Here is a 23,156-nt window from a genome sequence, read left to right as displayed (position 1 = left end):
TGATAGCTGATAGCTGATAGCTGATAGCTGATAGCTGATAGCTGATAGCTGATAGCTGATAGCTGATAGCTGATAGCTGATAGCTGATATCTATTCCCTTTTATTTTAGCTACAATACGCGCCGAACAAATTTTAGGTAATAGCCCCCTTGAAAAATCCCCAACATAACTCAGTATTAGTTTTACGTGCTCAGCAAATTAGCGAATCGCGCCGTGAGTTTAATGCCCGCGGTGGTAAAATGGACCGTTGTGAGCAATGTTTAATAGCTAAGCATTACTGTATATGTGAGGGTGTAGAGCAAGCGCAGTGCGATGCTGGGGTGTGTTTATTAATGTATCATAATGAAAGTTTTAAACCCTCAAACACAGGGCGTTTAATAGCTGAAATAGTCCCAGATAACTATGCATTCAGATGGGATAGAACAGCGCCAAGCGCTGAGCTATTAGCCTTATTAAACAATGCTGATTATCAACCTATGGTGATATTTCCAGCTGAAGATGTAGAGCCAGGCAGAGCAACCACCGAAGTAAATATTACGCCTGGTAAAAAGCCATTATTTATATTTTTAGATGGCACCTGGCGTGAAGCTAAAAAAATGATCCGTAAAAGCCCGTATCTTGATAATTTACCTGTGTTGTCGATCACGGCTGATAAACTATCAGATTACCGTTTACGCGTTGCACCTCACGCTTATCAGTTAGGCACTGCTGAGGTAGGCATTATGGTGTTAGCGCTCGCAGGTGAGCAAGATGCCGCCTTAAAGCTTGAACAACACTTTATAAAATTTCGTGATGCGTACTTACTTGGCAAGCGAAATAAGGGCAGGCCACAGTAACTTAATTTTAGACAAAGAAAAGCGCGCTCTATCTCTAGGCGCGCTTGCGGAATCTTCTAATTTTGCATCCTGCAATTGAACTTAATCAACTCCAATTTTTACTTATCCATGTGATTACGATATTACTTTTTAGTTCTATGTAATTTAGGCTATCCGGGCCTATCTCCTTTAAATCCCTGTACATCCTGTATTGGTAAAAACTATTACCCATTCCTTTTAGCACGTCCTAGTGCAGTCCGTTAATTTACAATTCCATTGCGTTGCCTCAAGGGCCTGTCCATTTAATTCCGTGTAACTTCCTGTTAAACAACTATCCGATGTTGTTATCCTTACTGTATCATCCTAATACGTTCCTTTGTGCAACAATCCATTGCGATACTCATCCTGAGCCTGTCCTAATTTCCGTGTTGTCCGTAGTAACCTAATCATTGGTTGTTCGAGTAAGCAGTCCATTTCCATTTACTCGATAAGCATCACTGCTTGGTTGATGTAGTAATTGTAGCGTGTTGATGCAACTAAAATAGGTTAAAACGGTAATAGATTTACTTATAAAATATGAGAATTTTAATAATATTACTTAAAAACAATACCTTATAGTAATTCTAACTAGTTGTTATCGCTTTTTTTACTCATTAGCTGTCACCCCTGTAAGAGATGTCTTACGCAGTATTTCTGTTTTGTACATTAATTACTTATTTACATTTATGTAAAGAGTGTATATTTTCACGTATCGCGATAAAATTCCCTGTAAATAAAGACTATTTAGGTACACTGATATGAGAACTGCATTGGCTATACTCACCTGTATTATTAGTATTTCACCTGCATTTGCGAGTGATGTTGTTAATATTTACTCTTTTCGTCAACCGTTTCTAATTCAACCAATTTTAGACGATTTTACAAAACAAACGGGCATTAAAACGAATGTGGTTTTTGCAAAAAAAGGGTTAATAGAGCGCGTTAAGCGTGAGGGAAAACACAGTAAAGCCGATTTAGTCTTAACATCTAACTTTAGTGCACTCATTCAGCTAGAAGACCTAAATTTAACGCAAAGTATTAACAGCGATCGTATTAAAAATAATATCCCCGCATCATACAGAGATAGTGGTGGGCAGTGGGTGGCGTTAACTAAGCGAGTACGTAATGTGTACTCATCAAAAGAGCGCCTAGGTGCATTACCTGAACTTACCTACGAAGATTTGGCAAACCCTCAGTATAAAGGGCAAATTTGTACTCGCTCTGGTAAGCACCCTTATAATCTTGGCTTGGTTGCTTCGATGATTGCTCACCATGGCGAGGCAAAAACTAAAACATGGCTAGAAGGTGTCAAAGCTAATTTAGCACGTAAGCCACAAGGCAATGATCGCGCGCAGGTCAAAGCGGTTAAAGAAGGTTTGTGCAATCTTGCTTTAGGAAATAGCTACTACCTTGGCAAAATGCTTCAAGACGAAGAGCAAAAAGCATGGGCTGAGTCTGTTTATATTAATTTCCCTAATCAGCAAAATCGCGGCTCACACATTAATGTATCGGGAGCTGTTATTACTAAGTATGCAAAAAATCCTGGTAATGCCCTTAAACTTATTGAGTTTATGAGCGAAACCAAAGCACAGAACATGTATGCCTCTGTAAATATGGAGTACCCAGTTAAGCAAGGTGTTGAGCTATCAAACTTAGTTGCATCTTGGGGGAGCTTTAAAGAAGATGGCCTAGCACTCGATGAAATCAGTAAATATCGTCCGTTAGCCCTTAAGCTAATAGATGAGGTGAAGTTCGACCTTTAATGAATTTTATATTTAAGCTGTCTAAATGGCAGCTCTTTGCTTGGTCGACAGGCCTTTTATTGTCGGCCCCGCTGTTTTTTTTGATATATGAATCTTTACAAGGCGACTCAGAAGTATTTTCTCATCTGTGGGATACCGTGCTGTGGGATTATATTACCAATACCGTATTGCTTATTTTTGGCGTATGCCTGCTTAGCTGTGCAATTGCGCTACCGCTTGGTTGGCTCAGTGCGTATTGCTCCTTCCCCGGAAAAAAGCAATTTGAATGGGCGCTTATGCTGCCCCTTGCAATGCCTACCTATTTAATAGCCTATGTGTATACCGACTTGCTAGATTACGCAGGCCCGGTTCAAATTGCCCTTAGAGACTGGTTTGATTGGCACTCGCCAACGGATTATTGGTTTTTTGATATTCGCACTTTGCCAGGCGCTATGGTGATGATCGCACTTGTGCTGTATCCGTATTTATTTTTAATTTTTAAAACCGCACTGCGAGAGCAGTCATTTAAGTTAGTGCAAGCGAGCCAATTAATGGGCTTATCGCCTTGGCAAAGCTTTTTTAAGGTAAGCATAGTACTCTCTCGTGGCTCAATTGTGGCTGCCCTTGCGCTTATTAGCATGGAAACCATGGCCGACTATGCAACGGTGAGCTACTTTGCAGTGAGCACATTAACCACCGCAGTGTACGATACATGGTTTGGTTATTACTCACTCACAGCTGCAGCAAAAATATCAGGCGTTATGTTGTTACTGCTATTTTTAGCGTTAATGGCGGAGCGCTTTAGTCGGCGTAACCAGGCCGTATTTGAGCGCCAGTCGGGCGTTAATAGCGAGTCGTTGTATAAACTTAAAGGTAAACATGCATGGTTGGCTACGTCATTTTGCAGTGTTATTTTACTCATTGCTTTTATTATACCTATGTTTGTGTTGCTAAATTATGCAATAACTTACTTTGATAAAGCGTGGAACACCGCATTTTTTAGTTACGCGTGGCAAAGTTTAAAAGTGGCTATTATTGTCAGTGTGGCCAGCATAATACTTGCTACACTAATCGTTTTTTATCAGCGTGTGGCAAAGCAAGGCTACTCTTTAATACCAGGTCGCTTAGCAAGCACCGGCTACGCACTGCCAGGTACGGTACTGGCTATTGCAGTATTATTACCGCTTAGCGTATTAGAGAACTCAATAAATACAGCGCTTGAGAGCTACAACCTCGATATAGGTTTATTACTAACCGGTAGCATTGTCACTATTATATTGGCTTACATAGTGCGCTTTTATGCCATAGCGCATGGTGCGATAGAATCGAGCTTTGTGCGTATTAGCCCATCACTAGATATGGCTAGCCAATCTATGGGTAAAAGCCAAGGGCAAACATTGCGCTTAATACACCTTCCTTTATTACGACGAGGGCTTTTAACGGCAGCATTACTTGTATTTATTGAGTGTATGAAAGAGCTGCCAGCCGCTTTACTATTAAGGCCTTTTGATTTTGAAAGCTTAGCTACACACGTATTTCAATATGTGAGCGATGAACAGCTTGAGCTTGCTTCTATTTCCGCTTTATTTATTGTTTTGGTTGGGTTGATCCCCTTGTATTTTATTAACCGTTCTATGGAGCAACACAGTTAAATGAGCCGTTTAAATTTACAAGGTGTAGGTTATCACTACAATGGCACACCGGTTTTAAACAATTTGGATTTAACGGTGGGTCAAGATGAAATAGTGTGTTTACTTGGTGCCAGTGGCTGCGGTAAAACAACCACCTTAAAAGCCATTGCTGGCCTTATTGAAGTAAAGCAGGGGAGTGTATCTATAGAGGGCAAATGCGTAAGCGATAAGGATACATTTGTCTCTCCAGAGCATCGTAATATTGGGATGATGTTTCAAGATTATGCTCTGTTTCCTCACCTCAGTGTGGCCGATAATATCGCATTTGGACTAAGTAAAATAAGTAAAGCTCAAAAACAGCACCGGGTAGAGGAAATGCTGGAGCTGGTGCATTTAACAGGATGTGCAAAACGCTACCCTCATCAACTCTCTGGTGGCCAGCAGCAACGTGTCGCTATTGCGCGAGCGCTGGCTTATAAACCTAGCTTATTGCTCCTTGATGAGCCTTTTTCGAACATAGATACACAAGTGCGTTTTGAGCTAATTGCTGATATTCGGCGCATTATTAAAGCGCAGCAGGTTTCTGCGGTGTTTGTTAGCCACTCAAAAGAAGAGGCCTTTGCGTTTTCGGACACGTTGGCCATAATGCACCTAGGAAAAATAGCCCAACAAGGTACGCCAGAGCAGCTTTTTGCCAAGCCAGCGACAAAGGAGGTTGCAGAGTTTCTGGGTCAGGGCATATACTTAGGCGCAGAAGTGTTAACGGCAACTGAATACGCAACCACTTATGGTGTTGTGCAATCGCAGCAAGAACATAAGCACAGTGCAATAAAAGGGCTGGTGTATATACGTCCGCACCATATTGAGCTTGCGCAAAATACGCAGGCTGATAACCCTCAAAGTGTGAGCATTTTAAACCGTCGGTTTATAGGTTCGGCTTATGTTTACACTGTTTTAATTGCAGATCAAGAGATTGAAGTTGCCGCACAATATGGCCAGTCATTTGAAATAAATGAGCAGGTTATAATAAAAATAAAACCTCACACGGTGAATTTTTTCGAATCATAACAAACGTGTTATTCGCTGTGTTTTATAAAGCTAAGGAATAACAATGGCGCAAGCGCAATCTGGGATTTGTGCTGAAGCAAACTTACACGGTTTGCATTTATTTTTTAATGTATTTGATGGTCAAGACGAGTCATTGCGCGCAAAGCTAAAGCGCGTAAGCGCAATTGAAGAAGAGTTTAGTGATCAGTTCTCCGAGGCCATGCTCTCTTGCATGGTTGCCATAGGCGCGCAATATTGGCCGCATATACTACCTGAATATATCCCAAGCGAGCTGCAAAGCTTTCCTAATATAAATCACAGCGATTTTGTTATGCGCGTACAGCCCTGCGATTTATTTATCCAAATTCGCTCAGACCGAGAAGATGTTAATCACCTTTTTGCATTGCAAATATTAAAGTTGTTTTCGCCCGATGTAGAGCTGGTTGAACAAATTCGCAACTTTAGGTTTTTAGATGGGCGAGACTTTAACGGCTTTATTTACGCAGGCGATACCCCGCATGGGCGGCAAAAACGAATCACTGCACTGGTTAATAAGCCCGACAGCTTTGAACACCAAGGTAGTTATATTCATGTCCAACGTTATAAGCATGACTTGAGTGTATGGCAGCATTTATCACTCAGCGAGCAAGAGCATATTATGGGGCGCACGCGTTTAGATAACACTTTAATTGAGCCTAAGGTAGATACTAGCCACGCCACTAGAAGCGAGCTAAAAAATGAGAGCGGCCAAGCAATATTGCTTAACCAAAGCATGCCGTATGGCGATGTTTATGAGCAAGGTATGCTAAGTATTACATGCTCTGCATCGGGAAGTGCGTTTGAAAAGGTACTTAACAGCCGCATAGGAAAAGGGGAGTGTTACGACCATTGGCTTGATTTTACTCAAGCCGATATGGGCTCAGCGTTTTTTGCGCCGTCAGTTAGTTTTTTAAAGCAGCTTTAAACCGTATCAAATAAAATGCGTACGCGCTCAAGCGTAATGTCAATTTCAGAAATTTTTGCAGGCGCAATAAAAATAGTGTCATCTCCAGCAATTGTGCCTAAAACACCATCAGCTTTACCTAAAGAATCTAACAAACGAGCAATTAACTGCGCTGCGCCTGGGCTGGTGGTAATAATAATCATCATCTCGTTATGCATAATATCAATAACAAGCTGGCGCAGTGGGCTTTTAGCTGTCGGTACGCCCATTTCTGCGGGAAGGCAATACACCATTTCTTGTTTAGCATTACGGGTTCGCACAGCGCCAAACTTGCTAAGCATACGCGATACTTTACTCTGGCTTATATTGTCAAAGCCTTGCTCTTTTAATGCTTCGACTATTTCGCCTTGCGAGCCAAAATTCTCTTCTTTTAAAAGTGCTTTAAACGCTTTTACCAGTGCTTCTTGTTTGTCTTGTGGTTGCATAGTCTTTATTCATTTTTGTTATTTATAATGCAAATTCTACACAAAAATGAATAATTATGCAGCAGTTGTTTAGTTAACTTGCCAGTTTGCTGCGATAAACCAACAAAGTTTACAACTATGGTCGAAAATATACCTGAAATAAGCAGGATAAATTTGTTTTTAGTCGCTAATTTCATTATCTTAAGAGCCACAAATATTTCCTACCTCAAATTACGGAGAATTCCAATGAAAGTTGCTGTATTAGGTGCTGCAGGCGGTATCGGTCAAGCGTTGTCTTTATTATTAAAAACAGGCTTACCAGCAGGTTCTGAATTATCACTTTACGATGTTGCACCAGTTGTACCAGGTGTTGCGGTTGACCTATCACACATCCCTACAGATGTTAAAGTAGCAGGTTTTGGCGCAGACGATTTAAATAAAGCGCTTGAAGGGTGTGATATCGTACTTATCCCAGCGGGTATGCCACGTAAACCAGGTATGGATCGTGCGGATTTATTTAACGTAAACGCAGGTATCATCAAAACATTAGCAGAAGGCATTGTTGCTAGCTGCCCTAAAGCATTAGTGGGTGTTATCACTAACCCAGTAAATGGCACTGTGCCAATCGTTGCTGAAGTATTCAAAAAAGCAGGTACTTACGATGCAAGCCGCGTATTTGGTATTACTACGCTTGACGTAATTCGTTCAGAAGCATTTGTTGCTGAGCTTAAAGGCGTAGACGTAGCATCAGTAAAAGTACCCGTAATTGGTGGCCACTCTGGCACAACTATTCTTCCTCTACTTTCTCAAGTTGAAGGCGTAAGCTTTACCGAAGAAGAAGTTGCTACACTAACTCCACGTATCCAAAATGCAGGTACTGAAGTAGTAAATGCTAAAGCGGGTGGTGGTTCAGCTACACTTTCTATGGGTGCTGCTGCAGCACGTTTTTGTATGTCTTTAGTTAAAGGCCTACAAGGTGAAGACGTAGTAGATTACGCATACGTTGCTGTTGAAAATGGTGATGCAGAGTACTTTGCTCACCCAGTACGTTTAGGTAAAAACGGCGTAGAAGAAATTCTTTCTTACGGCGAGTTAAGCGCATTTGAAGAAAAAGCTAAAAACGATATGCTTGAAACGCTGAAAAAAGACATCAAAGAAGGTGTCGATTTCATGGCGTAATAGCCAAATTTCATACAAAAAAGCCTGCATATGCAGGCTTTTTTATTGCTCGAAAATTATTACCCTTTACTAATTAAGGGCTATGGCCTTAGTGATCTCGCTCTACAGCAATACGCGCTAGGCTTATTAATGCTTGCTTATACTGTGATTCAGCTAAAAAGTCTAAACAGGCTATCGCTTTATCAGCTTCTTGTTGCGCCTTTTGCATTGTAAATTCAAGCGCCTTGGTTTCTTTTAAAGCCGTTAAAATAGCCTCAAGGTTATCCATACCATTGCAATGTTCAATAGCATCTCGAATAAGGGCTCGTTGCTCATCACTACCATGCTGCATAGCATAGATTAATGGTAAGGTAGGTTTGCCTTCTGCTAAATCATCACCAATATTTTTACCTAACTGGTCAGCGTCTGCGTTGTAATCAAGCACATCATCAACTAATTGAAAAGCAGTACCTAAGTGCATGCCGTATAAGTTAAGCGCATCTAGCACACTATTATCTTGCTCGGTAATAATAGCCGCAAGCCCTGTAGCGGCTTCAAACAATTTAGCCGTTTTAGAATAAATAACCTGCATGTAACTTGCTTCGGTAGTGTTAGGGTCGTTGCAATTCATAAGCTGCAATACTTCGCCCTCGGCAATAACATTGGTTGCATCAGCAAGTACTTGCATAATCTGCATTTTACCAAGTCCCACCATCAGCTGAAATGAGCGGGTGTAAATAAAATCCCCAACTAACACGCTGGCAGCGTTACCAAATTCGGCATTAGCAGTAGGTGTACCACGGCGTAGGTTAGATTCATCAACAACATCATCGTGTAATAGCGTTGCAGTATGAATAAATTCAACAATTGTTGCTAAGGTAATGTGATCTTTACCTTGGTAGCCCAAAGCTCTTGCAGCCAATAGAGCAAGCATAGGGCGTACGCGTTTGCCACCGCTGTTAACGATGTACAGCCCAAGTTGATTGACTAACGCCACATCTGAGCGCATTTGCGCGTGTATAAGTTGATTGACGTCATTCATATCGCTTTCGATTAACGCCTGGATAGCTTTTATATCCATTGATCTCCGAGCCAATTTTTATGTGTGAACGGCGCCGATTGTACAACAAAAAATGCACTAGCTCGATATTTTGTGACGATTCATTAAAAAAACCGAGTTAAAAACCTGAATTAGTGCTTAATTAGCGTATTTAACTGTGTATTTAATAGACTTTTTGTGGCTGTTTATTATTCAGTTAGTAGGTTCTAGAGTAGGCATCACTGCACGGAAATTTATTTTATTTTTACGCTAAAAAGCGCTTGGCAACAGGGCAATTTAATATAAAATGGGGGAAATATTGAATTGCTCTCAATGCAGCTACTTTTTATTCATTTTAATTACAAAATAGGCTTGCTAGTTTTTATGCATTAGCGTAAACTTCGCGCCCTATCGAAGAATATTTTAGTTGCGTCGATTTGAGGGCGCACAGACGGAGTTAATTATGTACGCGGTTTTCCAAAGTGGTGGTAAACAGCATCGTGTGACTGAAGGTCAAACGATTCGTCTTGAAAAATTAGACGTTGAAACTGGTGCAGCAGTTGAATTTGATTCAGTACTTTTAGTTGCTGATGGTGAGAAAATCGAGATCGGTGTACCGTTCGTAAACGGTGGTAAAGTAACAGCTGAGGTTGTTTCACATGGTCGCGGTGAGAAGATTAAGGTTGTTAAATTTAGACGCCGTAAGCATTCTCGTAAGCAAATGGGCCATCGTCAATGGTTCACTGAAGTTAAAATCACTGGCATTAGCGCTTAATTAGAGGTACTTAGAAATGGCACATAAAAAAGCAGCTGGTAGTACTCGTAACGGTCGCGATTCAGAAAGCAAACGCCTAGGTGTTAAGCGTTTTGGTGGCGAATCAGTTCTAGCGGGTAGCATCATTGTTCGTCAACGTGGTACTCGTTTCCACGCTGGCGCAAACGTAGGTATCGGTAAAGACCACACTATCTTCGCAAAAGCAGATGGTAAAGTTCAATTTGAACAAAAAGGTCCTTTAAACCGTAAATACGTAACTATCGTAGCTGAGTAATCAGTAAGGTAGTAAAAAACCCCGCCTTTGCGGGGTTTTTTGTTTTCAGATGTATCAAATATATACCCAAGCCTGCATTTGTGTTGGCTTGGGTATATAATAGTTAAATTAAAGCCAATCCCTAAAGTGAGTAATCATGAAGTTTGTAGATGAAGTAGAAATTCGCGCAGAAGCTGGTGACGGCGGCAGCGGTGTCGTGTCTTTCCGTCGAGAAAAATATGTACCCGACGGTGGCCCGGACGGCGGTGACGGTGGAGACGGTGGTAGTGTTTATCTACAAGCTGATGAAAACTTAAATACCCTAATTGACTACCAGTTTGAGCGTTTTCACCGTGCAGAGCGTGGTACTAATGGTCAAAGCCGTAACTGTACTGGTAAAAAGGGCGAAGACTTAGTAGTGAAAGTACCTGTTGGTACACGTATTACCGATGTAGATACCCAAGAGGCGTTAGGTGATTTAACGCAGCATGGTCAAAAAATTGTGGTTGCAAAAGGTGGTTTCCATGGCTTGGGGAATGCACGTTTTAAATCAAGTACCAACCGTGCTCCGCGTCAAAAAACGTTGGGTACACCAGGCGAGGTTCGTAATCTTAAGTTAGAGCTTATGCTCCTTGCTGATGTAGGCCTTTTAGGGTTACCAAATGCAGGTAAATCAACGTTTATTCGTAGTGTATCGGCAGCAAAGCCAAAAGTAGCTGATTACCCGTTTACCACGCTGATTCCTAATTTAGGGGTTGTGCGTCCAGAGGCTAACAAATCGTTTGTAATAGCTGATATTCCGGGCTTAATTGAAGGTGCCTCAGATGGTGCAGGCCTTGGTATTCGCTTTTTAAAGCATTTAGAGCGTTGTCGTGTTTTGTTACACGTGATCGACGTTATGCCAGTTGATGGCTCGAACCCTGTTGATAATGCATTTGCGATTATTAACGAGCTACACCAATACAGCCCTAAGCTTGCAGAAAAGCCACGCTGGTTAGTGTTTAATAAAATAGACCTGTTACCTGAAGATGAAGCGCAAGCCTTGTGTGAACAAATTGCGCAAGAGCTAGGTGAAGAAGAAAACGTTTACCGTATTTCTGCAGTTAATAAGCTTAATACTCAGCCGTTAATTCACGATATTATGGCGTTACTTGATAGTATGCCTAAAGAGAAATTCGAAGAAATCGAAGATGAGGAAGTTGAGTTCAAGTGGGATACTTACCATCAAAAAGCGACCAAGAATGACGACGATGATTGGGACGACTGGGACGAAGACGACTACGATGTAGAAGTGGTCTACGAGCGTTAATAAATACATATTTTTAAAAAGGAGCTCAAGCTCCTTTTTTTATATTTTTAAGAATAAAGTATTAGGTATTTAATGTGATAATTTCAATGATTGCCGCTATGGCAAATAACCGCGTAATTGGTCTTGATAATAAAATGCCGTGGCATTTACCCGCCGATCTACAGCATTTTAAAAAGGTAACAACAGGCAAGCCTGTCGTTATGGGGCGTAAAACATTCGAATCAATTGGGCGCCCTTTACCAGGGCGTCGTAACATAATTATTACCCGTAATAGCCAGTATAGCGCCCAAGGTATAGAGACGGTTACTACCCCAGAGGCAGCGCTGGAGCTGGTTAAAGCCGAAGAGGAGGTAATGATTATTGGCGGTGGTAATATTTATCAGCAGTTTTTATCAAGTGCCGATCGTTTATATTTAACCTTTATAGATTTAGAGGTTGAAGGGGACACGCAGTTTCCAGATTACCAAGCGGTAGCAACGTGGAAAAACGTCGACGAACAGTCAAATAAACCCGATGAAAAGAATCAATATAGTTATAAATTCGTAACTTTATATAAAAAAGATTAACATTATTGCGAAACTTACAGTAGGTTGGTACAATATTAGACAATCAACATAGGTAAAAAGTACCATAAAGGGTGTTTCATGTTTAAATTGTCAAAGCTAATTGTTATTACAGCCGTTGCTGCTGGTTCGTTAATGTATACCGTGCCTGCTAAAGCCAATGACCAATTAGCAGTATCTATTTGTGAATATATCGCAGCTGATGATAAAAACCGTTTACGTAGTAAACTAAAGAGCTCACGTGTAAAAATTCGCAATATTTACGATGCTATTCAATGTAACGGTAATAACTTACTTCGTCATGCTGTAGCTAGTAACGCTGTTAACTCTGGCGAGTATATAGTTAAAAACTTATCAAAAAGCGCACTGTCTGATGGCGCTGATATAGCGTGGGCTGAAGGCAACGGCCACGGTGGTTCACCGTTAATTGCTGTAATTAAAGACCGTGCTGGCCTTTAATTAACACAATAAAATAAAAACCGCGCTGGTCGCGGTTTTTTTGTGCCTGGCGCTAGCTAATACACAGCGCTTTAATAAATAGCTGTATTAAGGCTATTTAATTTACTCACCCAAGTGATAAAACTCTCACCTTGTAATTAATCCGCGTTTCTTATCTTTAATAGTATATAAAGTAAGTCAATTTGTTTGATAATGTGATCGCTAAGCCTTTACTCGTATATTTGCCGCAAAAATACGTGTTTTCTCTGAGTTACATAAAATTGTCATAAATAGTTAATAGTCTACGCGCTTAAACAATAGGGGGTGTTATTTATGCGCGTTTCTTCTTTTACTCGGTTATTAGCTATTTTGCTAACGCTTGCTAGTATTTTATTGGCCATCACACTATTTTGGGCAAGCCAAACCTTACTTAAGCTTGAGCAACAAGACAGCGCATACAGTAAATTAAAAAACACGATTTTAGTGGATTTAGCCGGTGACTTAGGCAGTTATCTAGAACAAGGTGATAGCCAGTATTTAAATCAATCATCAGCCCTAATTGAGCAAGTGAAAACACAGCAACTCGCAATGCTCCCCTGGGTACTTGCTGAGCAATTAAATGAGCAGCTAAGTACGTTAGATACCGATATTAAAGGTAAGTACAGAGCGCTGGGAAAATTGTCGGGCAACGAAACGGCGTTACTTGATAATGCAATTCGCCAAATGGCCGGCTCAGCGTCGTCACTCATTGGTTATGCAAAAAAATCCCCTAATCAAAATAGCGATGCACAAGCTTATTACACACTTGGCGCTGATTATTATAACGAAGTGACCAACCTTGCCTTATTTACTTATCAACTTATCGTAAGCTACGACAGCAATACTGAACAAAGTTTGCAGCAAAGTATTGCTAATTTAAATGCGTTAGCAGCTAAAATAGAGCAACTCCCTAATTTAGGTGTAATGAGTGAAGTTGATGAAGATGCTTTATTTTTTGATGAAGAAGCTGAAGATTTGGCCGATGAAATAAAATCTGAAATTATAAGCTGGCCTAACCGCTACCCTCGCGATTTAGCCAACACAATAGCGCAATCCCAACAACGTGAAGCGGGCACTGATGAATTACGTGAGCAAATTAGCTTGCTCTCTAAAACCGTTATTAATGCAGAGCAGCAACTAAAACACGCACAAGGGGCGCTTAAAGAAAACGTATTTTGGGTATTTTGCTTTGCTATTGGCGCTTTGGTAATGCTAGCCGCGGGTGTTTATATTGTGCAGCGTAACCAAGTGCTCAACCCACTAAGGCAACTCAGAGACGGGTTTGCCTTTTTAATTGAAAGTAACGAGCTTAAAAACATTGAAAGTAAGAACCCAAAAACAGAGGTTGGCGAAATAGCCAGTTACTTTAATTTATTAATTGAACGACAGCGCAAAGAGGCGCAAGCGCGTGCCCAAATGCTAAAAGTGGTAAATGATTTTATGCAGCAAATGAGTGAACATTTGCAAACTATTAGTCATAAAGCGTCTACAAGTCATGGGCAAGTGGAGCAAAACCAACATTTACTTACCGATATTCAGCAAATCGGCGAGCAGGTAAATAATATTAATGCTCAAGTGGCAGATAACGCCCAACACACGTTTAGTGCTATGGAGCAAAGTTTAGGCTTTGCACAAAGCATGCTAAGTGCCAGTTCAGATACGCAAACACGGGTTGAACAAAGTATGCAAAACCTACAAGAGCTGCTTGCGGGGGTTGAAGGCGTTGGGCAAATTATTGAAGTGATCCGTAATATTGCCGAACAAACAAATTTACTCGCGTTAAATGCAGCAATTGAATCAGCACGCGCAGGCGAGCATGGCCGAGGCTTTGCTGTTGTAGCTGATGAAGTACGCCAGCTTGCCCGTCAAACTCAAGGTTCATTGAGCGATATTAATGAGCAACTCACACTACTGAGCGAAAAGTCGGGCACAGTATCTACACAAATTGCGGCCTTAGCCGATGGCGCACAATCGCAAACACAAAATGCACAAGAGCTAAAAGTAAATTCAGAAGGCGTGGCCGACAACGCTCAGCAAGCCAACAAGGTGGCCTTTGAAGCCATGGAGTTGGCTAAACAACAAAGTACTTTACTGAATAACTTTAGTCAGTCAATGCAAAGCATGAAAGGCCAAGTAAGTGAATCAAGCCTACTGGTTGATGATATTCGCGCTCAGCTTCAGCAACAAATACAGACGATAAAAGCGAATCTCGGTTTGTAAATTCAGCATTAAAACTTTGCTTTTAAGGGTGCTTTATAACGTTATACTGTGAGTACATTAATCAAATGCTTAAGGATTTATCATGATTGAACAAGGCCAAACGTTACCTGCAGTGACATTATCGCAATTAACCAATAAAGGTATGCAAACGCTTACTAATACTGAGCTTTTTAGCGGTAAAAAAGTTGTGTTATTTGCAGTGCCAGGAGCATTTACACCAACGTGCTCAAATGCCCATTTGCCTGAATTTATAACCCTTAGTGATAAAATTAAAGCTAAAGGTATTGCGGCAATTTACTGTGTATCAGTAAACGATGCGTTTGTAATGAAAGCATGGGGAGAGTCTCAAAATGCGCAAGAAATTGATATGCTTGCAGATGGCGATGCCAGTTTTACTAAAGCATTAGGCCTTGATAAAGACACCGGCGGTTTTGGTGGTACACGTTCTACGCGTTATGCAATGATTGTTGATGACAACGTAGTAAGCGGTTTATTTGTTGAAAAAGACAAAGAGTTTTTAGTGAGCCGTGCTGAGTCTGTGTTAGAAGCATTATAATCGATTTATGACGGCCCTAAGTGCATGCACTTAGGGCCATTTTAATTATGGCTGGTATTGTCCACTTAAAGTTAAACCTGAAAAGGTTCTATAAGCGTTAACGCTTAAATGCCATGTACCCGCTTGCGGATTACTAAATGTACATGTTTCTGCGTTGCCGTTTTTATAAGGACGACAATCGTAGCTAGATGCGGTAGGTTGGCTGCCAAACTTAACAAATAAGTCAGCATCACCTGTACCACCTGAGGTGGTGACTGTAAATGTACTCATTCCTGCTGGCACATCTAAAGTGTAGTGCTTCCAATTACCTGTTGTAGCCGTTACATCGCTTACCGTGCCGCCACCGGCTTCTGGTGTAGTTGAACCGCCACCTGTTGAGCCACCTGTAATATTACCCACTAAACTAACGCCAGAGTATGCAGAATAGCCACGCAGCATTACATGGTATGTACCAGCGGTTGGGTTATCAATAGAACATTCTTCGCTATTACCGCCTTTATACGGACGACAATCGTAGCTTGATGTCGTTGGTTGGCTGCCAGCGCGCACGTATAAATCTGCATCGCCGCTACCGCCACTCATAGTAAATGTCACATTCGTTGCGCCACTTGGTACTGTCATTGTGTAATACGCTTGTGAACTTGCAGCACCGCTTAAGCCTGTTTTTGCTTCGCCATCTGTCAGTTCGCTATCGCCACCTGTAGGCGGTGTTGTACCGCCACTTGCTGCAGCTACTGCGGCTGCTGCATCAACAATACCCGTACCACAACTTGTACACGTTGCAGGGAAAGAGCGGGTGGTTGATTTTAAAATGCTTTCTATTTCATCTGGGGTCGCATTTGGTTTAGCTTGTTTTATCAGGGCAGCAACGCCGGCAACATGAGGCGCCGCCATTGATGTACCTTGAGAGAACGCATAGCTATCGCTTGATGGTGTAGATGAGCCAGAGTTATAGGTTGATAAAACCCCTTCAGAATCGTTTGCAAAGCTTTGTGCGCCGCCCGGAGCTGCAACATCAATATTGCTACCGTAGTTTGAATAATACGCTCGCCCGCCGTTACGTCCTACAGAGGCAACATTGACAACGCCGCTACAGTTACCTGGGTTATAGTTTGCTGAGTTATCGTTATCATTGCCGGCAGCAATAACCACAACTGCACCATTACTGCGTGCCGTGTTAATAGCATTTTGTGTGGTAGAGCTACACGAGCCGCTGCCACCTAAGCTCATGTTAATTACATCAGCAGGATTTGGGTTAGCAGGAATGCCCGATACACTTCCGCCAGATGCCCAAATAATGCCATCTGCGATATCTGATGTTAAACCACCACATTTACCAAGTACACGTACAGGCACCACTTTAGCGCCATAGGCCACACCGGCAACACCTTCACCGTTATTAGTAACAGCCGCAACCGTACCTGCTACATGCGTACCGTGCCAGCTTGAGCCTTGTGCACCGTTATTTCCACATTCGCCAGCAGCTACAGCATCACCCGGATCGCGTGCGTCACTGTCGCGACCGCCGCCATCGTTTGCTACCGATAGGTTAGAGATCATGTCGTAACCCGGTAAAATGTTAGCATTTAAATCAACATGTGGGCGGTAGCCAGTATCAAGTACCGCAACCACTACGCCACTTCCCGTTGCAGTATCCCAAGCCGTAGGTAAGTTTAGGCCGCCAGCTTGCTCATAGTAGTGCCATTGATCGCCGTAACGAGGGTCGTTAGGCGTTGCAAATGGTTTTAACATTTGATCCACTTCAATGTATTCAACATTGCCAGAATCAACCATTTCTTGCATAAATTCTTGTGCTTCTGCAGCGCTCAGTTTTTTGTCTGCGCGCATTACGTGGTGGTTATTAAGAGCCATAGCACGAATATACTTCGCTTTCACTTTACCTTTTTTAGAAGCGAAATTTTTTACAAAGCGCTGAGCACGCTTTTTCATATTTGCGGGGCTAGCATCAGCTGACGAGATGCTTAACATATCGCTCGCGCTATCTTTATATTTAATAATAAACTGTGTTTCAAAGCCCGCTTGGGTTTGTAGCTTGGCTGAGGTTTCTGCCATTGAGGTTGAAACATCTTGAGCAACACTTGCAGATGCTGCAAATACCGTACTAATAGTGAGCGCGATAGCGCACCGCTTAAATGATTTACTTGTTGTCATAATTATCCCTAGTTGTTATTAGTCAATTCGTAATACTTGATTACGAAACAGAAACAAAGGTAAATGATCTGTTAACTTCTTTAAAATACCAATTACTTATGTACCTATTTCTTTTGGTTATAACTTAGGCAGTTAGCGGTTTTGCAGCATTTTAGTATTTGTTATTAAATAACAAAATAAGGTTTAAGTATTAGTGATTTTAACTACTTTAATATGGAGGGTAATTAAGCGTAATTACATTTGTTGCTATAAAATTAACAATAAATTCTGTTCAGGGTGTTTAGCTAAACTTTGCTATAATCGAGCAAATTTTTTAGTAAGGTAAAGTAATGAATCAAGTAGATGTAATTGTGATTGGCGCAGGTGCAGCCGGATTAATGAGTGCAGCACAGGCCGGTTATCGCGGGCGCAGCGTTACAGTGCTTGATATGGGTAAAAAACCAGGCCGAAAAATTTTAATCAGTGGCGGTGGGCGTTGCAACTTTACCAATGAAAATGCCAGTCCAGAGAACTACTTATGCAGTAACCCTCACTTTGTTAAATCGTGCTTAAGCCGTTACACGCAACATGATTTTATTGAGCTGGTAGACCGTCATGGCTTGGCTTATCACCATAAAACTTTAGGGCAGCTTTTTTGCGATAACAGCGCGCAAGATATAGTCGATATACTACTTACTGAATGCGAGTGGGCAGGTGTTACTATTAAATTGCGCAGCGAAGTGCTAAATGTGGCTAAAACCGACAACGGCTACCGTGTTACCACTGAACAAGAAACACTTGCTTGTGAGTCGCTCGTTATCGCATCGGGCGGTTTAACAATGCCCAAACTAGGCGCCACTCCTATAGGTTATAAAATTGCAGTGCAGTTTGGCTTAAACGTACTACCTACCATGGCGGCGCTAGTGCCATTTACTTTGCATCAACACGATAAAGAGCGCTTTGAAGGGCTTTCGGGTATTAGCATACCGTGCGAAGTGTCAAGCGAAGACGGCACAGTATTTAAAGAGAATATTTTGTTTACCCACCGTGGTCTTTCGGGCCCTGCTATATTGCAAATAAGCTCATTTTGGCGAGCAGGGCAGGCAGTTACTATAAACCTACTCCCTGAGCTCGATTTAAAGCAGCAACTGGCCGATTGGCGAGAAACACAATCTCAAAAGTCATTAAAAAATAGTCTGGCAACTATTTTACCCAAACGCTTTATAGACATACTGCACGACAGTAAAGCCATTCCTGATTGTAATATTAATCAGCTTACCCATGCCCAAATAGATGAACTGGTAAATTATATTCACGCGTGGCAAATAAAGCCTAATGGCACAGAGGGCTATCGTACCGCTGAGGTAACGTTAGGCGGCGTTGATACCGATGAGTTAAGTTCTAAAACCTTTGAAGCTAAAAAAGCCAAAGGCTTATATTTTATAGGCGAAGTAACCGATGTAACAGGCTGGCTAGGCGGCTATAACTTCCAATATGCGTGGAGTTGTGGGTTTGCATGTGGGCAATACGCATAAGTATTTCAGCGTATTGTGATAGGCGAGATAAAAATATTACACTTTTAATTAAAGGTAACTTTGAAGAGTGTGATATCAGTGCGTATATTTTTGCTGTTAAGTATTGCCGCTACCAGTTTTAATGCATTAGCATCTGAAAACTACAGCGATCATGAAGTGTTTTGCTTGCAACAGCCCCAAACACACTGCTTAACTTATATTGAAACGCGCCTTAATAAAGCCCAAGGTAACCCTCCACAGTGGTTTAAACTAAAAACCTACCAATTTGATTACTACTACGACTACCAACAGTTCGAAAACTTACTTAACGCTATTACTCCGTTTTTAGAGCAAGATAAGCTGCCCGATGTATTTAAGCTACAAATGTATTTTTATTACGCTAAAGCACTTAATTATATTGGCAAAAAAGCAGAGGCTAAAGCGTATGCCGCAAAAGCGTTTACCCAGTTAGACGGTATTTATAATGCGTTTGGCGATCCGCTAAGGTTGGTGGAGTTGGCTAACTTGCACTATGTATTTGGGAGTAAAAAAGCCGCCATGCGTTTGCTAATAGATGCCGAGCAGCGCTTTGCAAAAAACAATGATCCTATTTTTCATTTAGAGCTGCATATTAACAAAGCGCATATTTACTTAAATTGGCAGCAATACAAGCAAGCTATACGTAGTAATTTAATGGCCTACAACGCCATAAAAAGCACAAATCATGTCGCTAAAATAGTGCTTGCGAGTGGTAATTTGGCTTACAGTTATCATCAAAATAAAAATTATAAAGAGGCTATTAGCTATTATAAAAAAGCGTTTGATTACACAGAACAACAAAGTATTTACCACGCTATTTATAGCTTGCGCTTAGCGCAGGTATATTTACAAATAGGTAAAAAAGCACAAGCGAAAGAATGGCTTAGTAAAATTGATAGAAACGCCACTATGTTTGGTAAAGGGCATGCTGCATTGTATAGCAAGCTGCAACAAGCCCTTATTAAAAATTAGCTTACAACAGCTGCTTTATAAGGGGCGTTCACGCCGGCATATTGTGGGCCAAATATGCTTAAACCTTTAGGGCCTGTAAACTCCTTTGGCGCTGGTAAAATTACAACGGCTACATGCATGCCTACCTCGTAATTAGGATTAGTAATGGGTGTGCCTGTTTGGCTGTTAATACAGCATATTAAATCAGGAATAGTTACGTGCACTTCCTCATTTAAAAACGCGGCCATATTTTCGTTTTTAACCGTTATTTTGTAGTTGTTATTTACAAATTCGCCTAACCCTTTAAGTGTTACCTCACCTAGGGTAAATCCCTCTACGGTGTTGAATTCAAATGCGCTTACCTCGCCTTCAAAGGCAACAAAACCACCACCATGCTGTGCGATTACTTGCTCGGTATTAGCGTGCTGTTCGTTGGCTTTTCGCATTGCTTTACCGAGTTTGAGTGCTTTACTAATAGTGCCGTGAATGATCGCATCCTTCATTTGCTCAATTGGTAAAATATGGTCAATAGCAGCTATGTCGTTACGGCTAATTTTAGCCAGCGCTCGCACGACGGTTTCGGCGCGTAAGTCATCCATTACATTTTCGCAAATAAAGCACTCACCAAATTCATTCGCGGTAATAATGGGCGCTGCGGGTAAGTTATTTAAATAATAGGTTGAATGGGTGATCTCCGGTACTGCGCGCCCCGCGGGGTCGGCATCAATAATATAGCCGTCAAACATTGCTGCTAAGTAAAACGATACTGCGGTATTAGAGCCGCCAAGCTCACAACAAATAGTGCCATAAATAGCATCATTACCTGTGTACTGTAGTGCGCGCTCATAAGCGGACAAAATAGCATGTTTATTGGTACGGGGCAGGTTTGCATAAGCGCGCTCTTCTTGTTCACTTAAAGGTGATATTGCCCCTAAAATATAAGGTGTACATACCAGCTCCCCTGGCGGTACTTCATCAGCACTAATTAGCTTAAAGGTTTTACCCTGTGCGAGTGCTTCATCAATATAGGCAATGCCTTCACGTAACTCACCGCCGCCGCCAGTGCCTAAAATGGCGCAGCCATATAAAATATCAATAAGTTGTTCACGATTAAGAATTTGCATGTGTGTATCGCTATTAGTTAACTAAAAAAAACAGCAGGCGCTCAAAGGCATACCTGCTCTATAAGGTGAAATACATTAAAAGTCGTAGCTTAGCTCTATGCCGTAACTGCGTGGCTTATTAGGTTGGCGGGCAAGCTCGGTTACACCATCGCCAAATAAGAAAATATCTTCAATGGCGCGCTCATCCGTTAAGTTGTCTACGTAAACTTGAACGCTCCATTGGTCTGACTTAAGTCCTACACCTGCATTTAGATAGGTATAACGCGACGACTCAACATCAGGAATATCAATATTGAATGTTTTAGGGCCTTCAATTAATAGCTCAGCACGCGAGAACAGAGACCACTCTGCGTTTAGTACTAGGTTATGATTTGCCGACAGTCCGTAGTTATATTCAGGCACCCAAAATTGTGGCCTGCCAGAAAGCTCAGGACGTAGTGCAAAGCGTTTAATTTCTGAATCGATAATGCCAGCGCTAAAATTAATACTTAGATTGCTGGTGGCAGCGTATGCAGCTTCAAGTTCTAAGCCTTTGGTTTGCACTTCATCAATAGAGAGATTTTCTAGGGTGAAGGTATCTACATTAAATTGGGTAAATTGCGCATCATCTTGCTCAATAATAAACGCGGCACCATTAAGGGTAACTTTGTTATTAAACAAAGCGGTTTTAAAGCCTATTTCGTAACTGTCAGAAATTTCTTTATCGAAGGTGCGGCTAATACCGTCGGCCGGCTCGTTAAAGCCCCCACTTCTAAAGCCACGGGAGTAGCCGGTGTAAAGCAGTAGGTCGTCATTCATCTGGTACGCCAAGGTAACTTTAGGTTGTAATTGGCTAAACGATTTTTTAGCGTAAGTGGCGTCTTTATTGGTTGGGTCGAACGACTCGCGGGTGTCGTGATCGTAGCGCATTGCACCGGTGAGCTCTAACTGCTCGTTTATATCGTAGTTAAATTGCCCAGCAAGCGCCCATGCATCGCTGCTGTTGTTATCGATAATTGAAAGGTAGGGATCGTCGCTGGCAAAATCTGCACGCGTTAAAATTTCGGCATCGGTAAAATCATCATAAAATAATACCGCAGTATCGCGGTCGCGCTGTTGATAAAACGCCGACACTGACCATCTAAATGCCTGATCCGTCTGGGATATAAATCGTGATTCTACCGTTAATGATTCAATATCGTATAACCCTTCAGTACCAAATGGAGCTCTAAAAAAGCCATCTTCGTCAATAAAAGTGGCATCGGCAGAGTAGTCGCCATCGTAAAAGTGCTCGTTTTCTGAATTGCTATACGCGGTTACAAACTCAAACTTACCTAAATCATAATGTTGGGTAAGCTTAGCGCTTAGCTCATACACATCACGCTCATCTTGGTTAATAATATTTTGTGAGGTATTAATTGAAAAGTCTTCAATGGTGTCATCGCTCACCCCTTGGTAGTAAGCAAACCCAGCTTCGCTTGAGGTGTATTTGCCTTTTAGATTTATTGAGGTGTCTTCGTTTAGCTCAAACTCTAACTGAGAAAAAACCGATTGCTCTTTTAACGGGTCGGCGTAATCGCCTGTATAGGTATTTTTAATTAGCCCATCGGTATCTTTAATGTAACCACCGGCTCTAAAGTAAGCGGTGTTTTCATCATTAAGCGAGCCCGATACAACCGCATTCAAATTATAGGTGTTGCCATTACCTATTGAGCCTTTAATTTTACCTTCAAAGTCTTCAATGGGTTTTTTCGTTGTCACAATAACCGCACCACCAATGGCGCCTCGGCCATACAGTGCGCCTTGAGCACCACGCATAACTTCAATACGCTCAATATCAACTAGGTCTTGGTTTATAAACTCTAAATCGGGGGCGGTAACACCATCAACTACAAACGCTAATGGTGGATCGCCAACCTGTGGTGTAATTAAGCCACGAATAGTAATACGGGCTAGGCCGGGTCTAAAATTATCGAGCTGCGATAAGTTGGGCGTTAAATTAGCAACATCACGAAAGTTAGTAATACGTGATTTTTCGATTGTCTCGGCGCTAAATGCGGTAACAGAGTCGGGCACATTTTGTATCGACTCAACACGCCCGCGCGATATTACCGAAATTTTTTCTATGGTGTCAGTTACTGTTTGTTGTTGTTCTTGCGCATGCACATAGTTTATGCACGACAGAGTAACTGCCGATGCTAATAGTGTTTTACGAAAGCGTATTTTGTTGTATCTGCTCATGTTCTATGTCCTAATGTGACTATCATGGTGATGTTACTTAGTGATAAACATTGTCGCTTTTTCAGGCAAAATAATATTTTGTAAAGCCTTAATACAGCACACACAAATTGCTGAAAATAACGCTTAA

20 protein-coding genes are annotated in these 23,156 nt (G+C 41.6%); 15 read left to right on the top strand and 5 right to left on the bottom strand.

Annotated elements, in window-relative coordinates:
• Positions 1–148: 148 nt before the first annotated feature.
• The 5 genes from AN393_RS05555 to AN393_RS05535 all read left to right on the top strand — a co-directional run bounded on the left by AN393_RS05555 (position 149) and on the right by AN393_RS05535 (position 6,237).
• Entirely contained in the window at positions 149–835 is a 687-nt protein-coding gene (locus AN393_RS05555; RefSeq protein ID WP_055017556.1) for a tRNA-uridine aminocarboxypropyltransferase, read from the top strand.
• A gap of 776 nt (positions 836–1,611) precedes the next feature.
• Positions 1,612–2,616, top strand: coding sequence for an extracellular solute-binding protein (locus AN393_RS05550; protein WP_055017555.1), 1,005 nt, complete (start codon positions 1,612–1,614; stop codon positions 2,614–2,616).
• Complete coding sequence (locus AN393_RS05545) at positions 2,616–4,247, top strand: iron ABC transporter permease (protein WP_055017554.1); 1,632 nt, start codon at positions 2,616–2,618, stop codon at positions 4,245–4,247. Before AN393_RS05550 ends, AN393_RS05545 begins: the two co-directional genes overlap by 1 nt.
• On the top strand, positions 4,248–5,294 hold the full coding sequence (locus tag AN393_RS05540; RefSeq protein ID WP_055017553.1) for an ABC transporter ATP-binding protein: 1,047 nt from the start codon (positions 4,248–4,250) through the stop codon (positions 5,292–5,294).
• A gap of 43 nt (positions 5,295–5,337) precedes the next feature.
• Positions 5,338–6,237, top strand: coding sequence for a Dyp-type peroxidase (locus AN393_RS05535; RefSeq protein ID WP_055017552.1), 900 nt, complete (start codon positions 5,338–5,340; stop codon positions 6,235–6,237).
• Here AN393_RS05535 and argR read toward each other — a convergent pair.
• Entirely contained in the window at positions 6,234–6,701 is a 468-nt protein-coding gene (gene argR, locus AN393_RS05530; RefSeq protein WP_004587918.1) for a transcriptional regulator ArgR, read from the bottom strand. The genes AN393_RS05535 and argR overlap by 4 nt on opposite strands.
• A 225-nt stretch (positions 6,702–6,926) precedes the next feature.
• Between argR and mdh the strand changes: the two genes are divergently transcribed.
• Positions 6,927–7,859: a malate dehydrogenase gene (mdh, locus tag AN393_RS05525; protein ID WP_055017551.1), complete on the top strand. Its 933-nt coding sequence runs from the start codon at positions 6,927–6,929 to the stop codon at positions 7,857–7,859.
• A gap of 88 nt (positions 7,860–7,947) precedes the next feature.
• Here the strand turns inward: mdh and ispB are convergent, their stop codons facing one another.
• A complete protein-coding gene (ispB, locus tag AN393_RS05520; RefSeq protein WP_055017550.1) occupies positions 7,948–8,919 on the bottom strand; it encodes an octaprenyl diphosphate synthase in 972 nt (323 codons plus the stop codon).
• A gap of 421 nt (positions 8,920–9,340) precedes the next feature.
• Here ispB and rplU point away from each other — a divergent pair, with 421 nt between their 5' ends.
• From rplU to AN393_RS05485, 7 genes are all read left to right on the top strand, one after another.
• Positions 9,341–9,652 carry a 50S ribosomal protein L21 gene (gene rplU / locus AN393_RS05515; protein ID WP_004587921.1) on the top strand — a complete coding sequence of 104 codons (312 nt, stop codon included), beginning with the start codon at positions 9,341–9,343 and terminating at the stop codon, positions 9,650–9,652.
• A gap of 16 nt (positions 9,653–9,668) precedes the next feature.
• A complete protein-coding gene (rpmA, locus tag AN393_RS05510) occupies positions 9,669–9,926 on the top strand; it encodes a 50S ribosomal protein L27 (protein WP_004587922.1) in 258 nt (85 codons plus the stop codon).
• A 136-nt stretch (positions 9,927–10,062) separates the two neighbouring features.
• Positions 10,063–11,214, top strand: coding sequence for an Obg family GTPase CgtA (gene cgtA / locus AN393_RS05505; protein WP_055014271.1), 1,152 nt, complete (start codon positions 10,063–10,065; stop codon positions 11,212–11,214).
• 74 nt (positions 11,215–11,288) lie between these two features.
• Positions 11,289–11,780, top strand: coding sequence for a type 3 dihydrofolate reductase (gene folA / locus AN393_RS05500; protein WP_055014270.1), 492 nt, complete (start codon positions 11,289–11,291; stop codon positions 11,778–11,780).
• 78 nt (positions 11,781–11,858) lie between these two features.
• Entirely contained in the window at positions 11,859–12,236 is a 378-nt protein-coding gene (locus AN393_RS05495) for a DUF3718 domain-containing protein (protein WP_055014269.1), read from the top strand.
• Between the two features lie 312 nt (positions 12,237–12,548).
• Positions 12,549–14,474: a methyl-accepting chemotaxis protein gene (locus AN393_RS05490; protein WP_055017549.1), complete on the top strand. Its 1,926-nt coding sequence runs from the start codon at positions 12,549–12,551 to the stop codon at positions 14,472–14,474.
• Positions 14,475–14,556: 82 nt separating this feature from the next.
• A complete protein-coding gene (locus AN393_RS05485) occupies positions 14,557–15,030 on the top strand; it encodes a peroxiredoxin (RefSeq protein WP_055014267.1) in 474 nt (157 codons plus the stop codon).
• A 45-nt stretch (positions 15,031–15,075) separates the two neighbouring features.
• Here the strand turns inward: AN393_RS05485 and AN393_RS05480 are convergent, their stop codons facing one another.
• The gene (locus AN393_RS05480; protein ID WP_055017548.1) at positions 15,076–17,202 is read right to left on the bottom strand and encodes a S8 family peptidase; all 2,127 of its coding nucleotides are present in this window, start codon (positions 17,200–17,202) and stop codon (positions 15,076–15,078) included.
• Between the two features lie 329 nt (positions 17,203–17,531).
• Here AN393_RS05480 and AN393_RS05475 point away from each other — a divergent pair, with 329 nt between their 5' ends.
• Both AN393_RS05475 and AN393_RS05470 read left to right on the top strand, forming a co-directional pair.
• Complete coding sequence (locus AN393_RS05475; RefSeq protein WP_055017547.1) at positions 17,532–18,716, top strand: NAD(P)/FAD-dependent oxidoreductase; 1,185 nt, start codon at positions 17,532–17,534, stop codon at positions 18,714–18,716.
• 78 nt (positions 18,717–18,794) lie between these two features.
• Positions 18,795–19,706, top strand: a complete 912-nt coding sequence (locus AN393_RS05470) for a M48 family metallopeptidase (RefSeq protein WP_235576186.1) — start codon at positions 18,795–18,797, stop codon at positions 19,704–19,706.
• Here the strand turns inward: AN393_RS05470 and AN393_RS05465 are convergent.
• Positions 19,703–20,809 carry a DUF917 domain-containing protein gene (locus AN393_RS05465; RefSeq protein ID WP_055017546.1) on the bottom strand — a complete coding sequence of 369 codons (1,107 nt, stop codon included), beginning with the start codon at positions 20,807–20,809 and terminating at the stop codon, positions 19,703–19,705. The genes AN393_RS05470 and AN393_RS05465 overlap by 4 nt on opposite strands.
• A 75-nt stretch (positions 20,810–20,884) precedes the next feature.
• Positions 20,885–23,029: a TonB-dependent receptor gene (locus AN393_RS05460; protein ID WP_055017545.1), complete on the bottom strand. Its 2,145-nt coding sequence runs from the start codon at positions 23,027–23,029 to the stop codon at positions 20,885–20,887.
• Positions 23,030–23,156: the final 127 nt, after the last annotated feature.

It is taken from the genome of Pseudoalteromonas sp. P1-25, from assembly GCF_001401805.1.
Taxonomy (GTDB): domain Bacteria; phylum Pseudomonadota; class Gammaproteobacteria; order Enterobacterales; family Alteromonadaceae; genus Pseudoalteromonas.
This window is presented reverse-complemented; position numbering and strand designations above follow the sequence as displayed.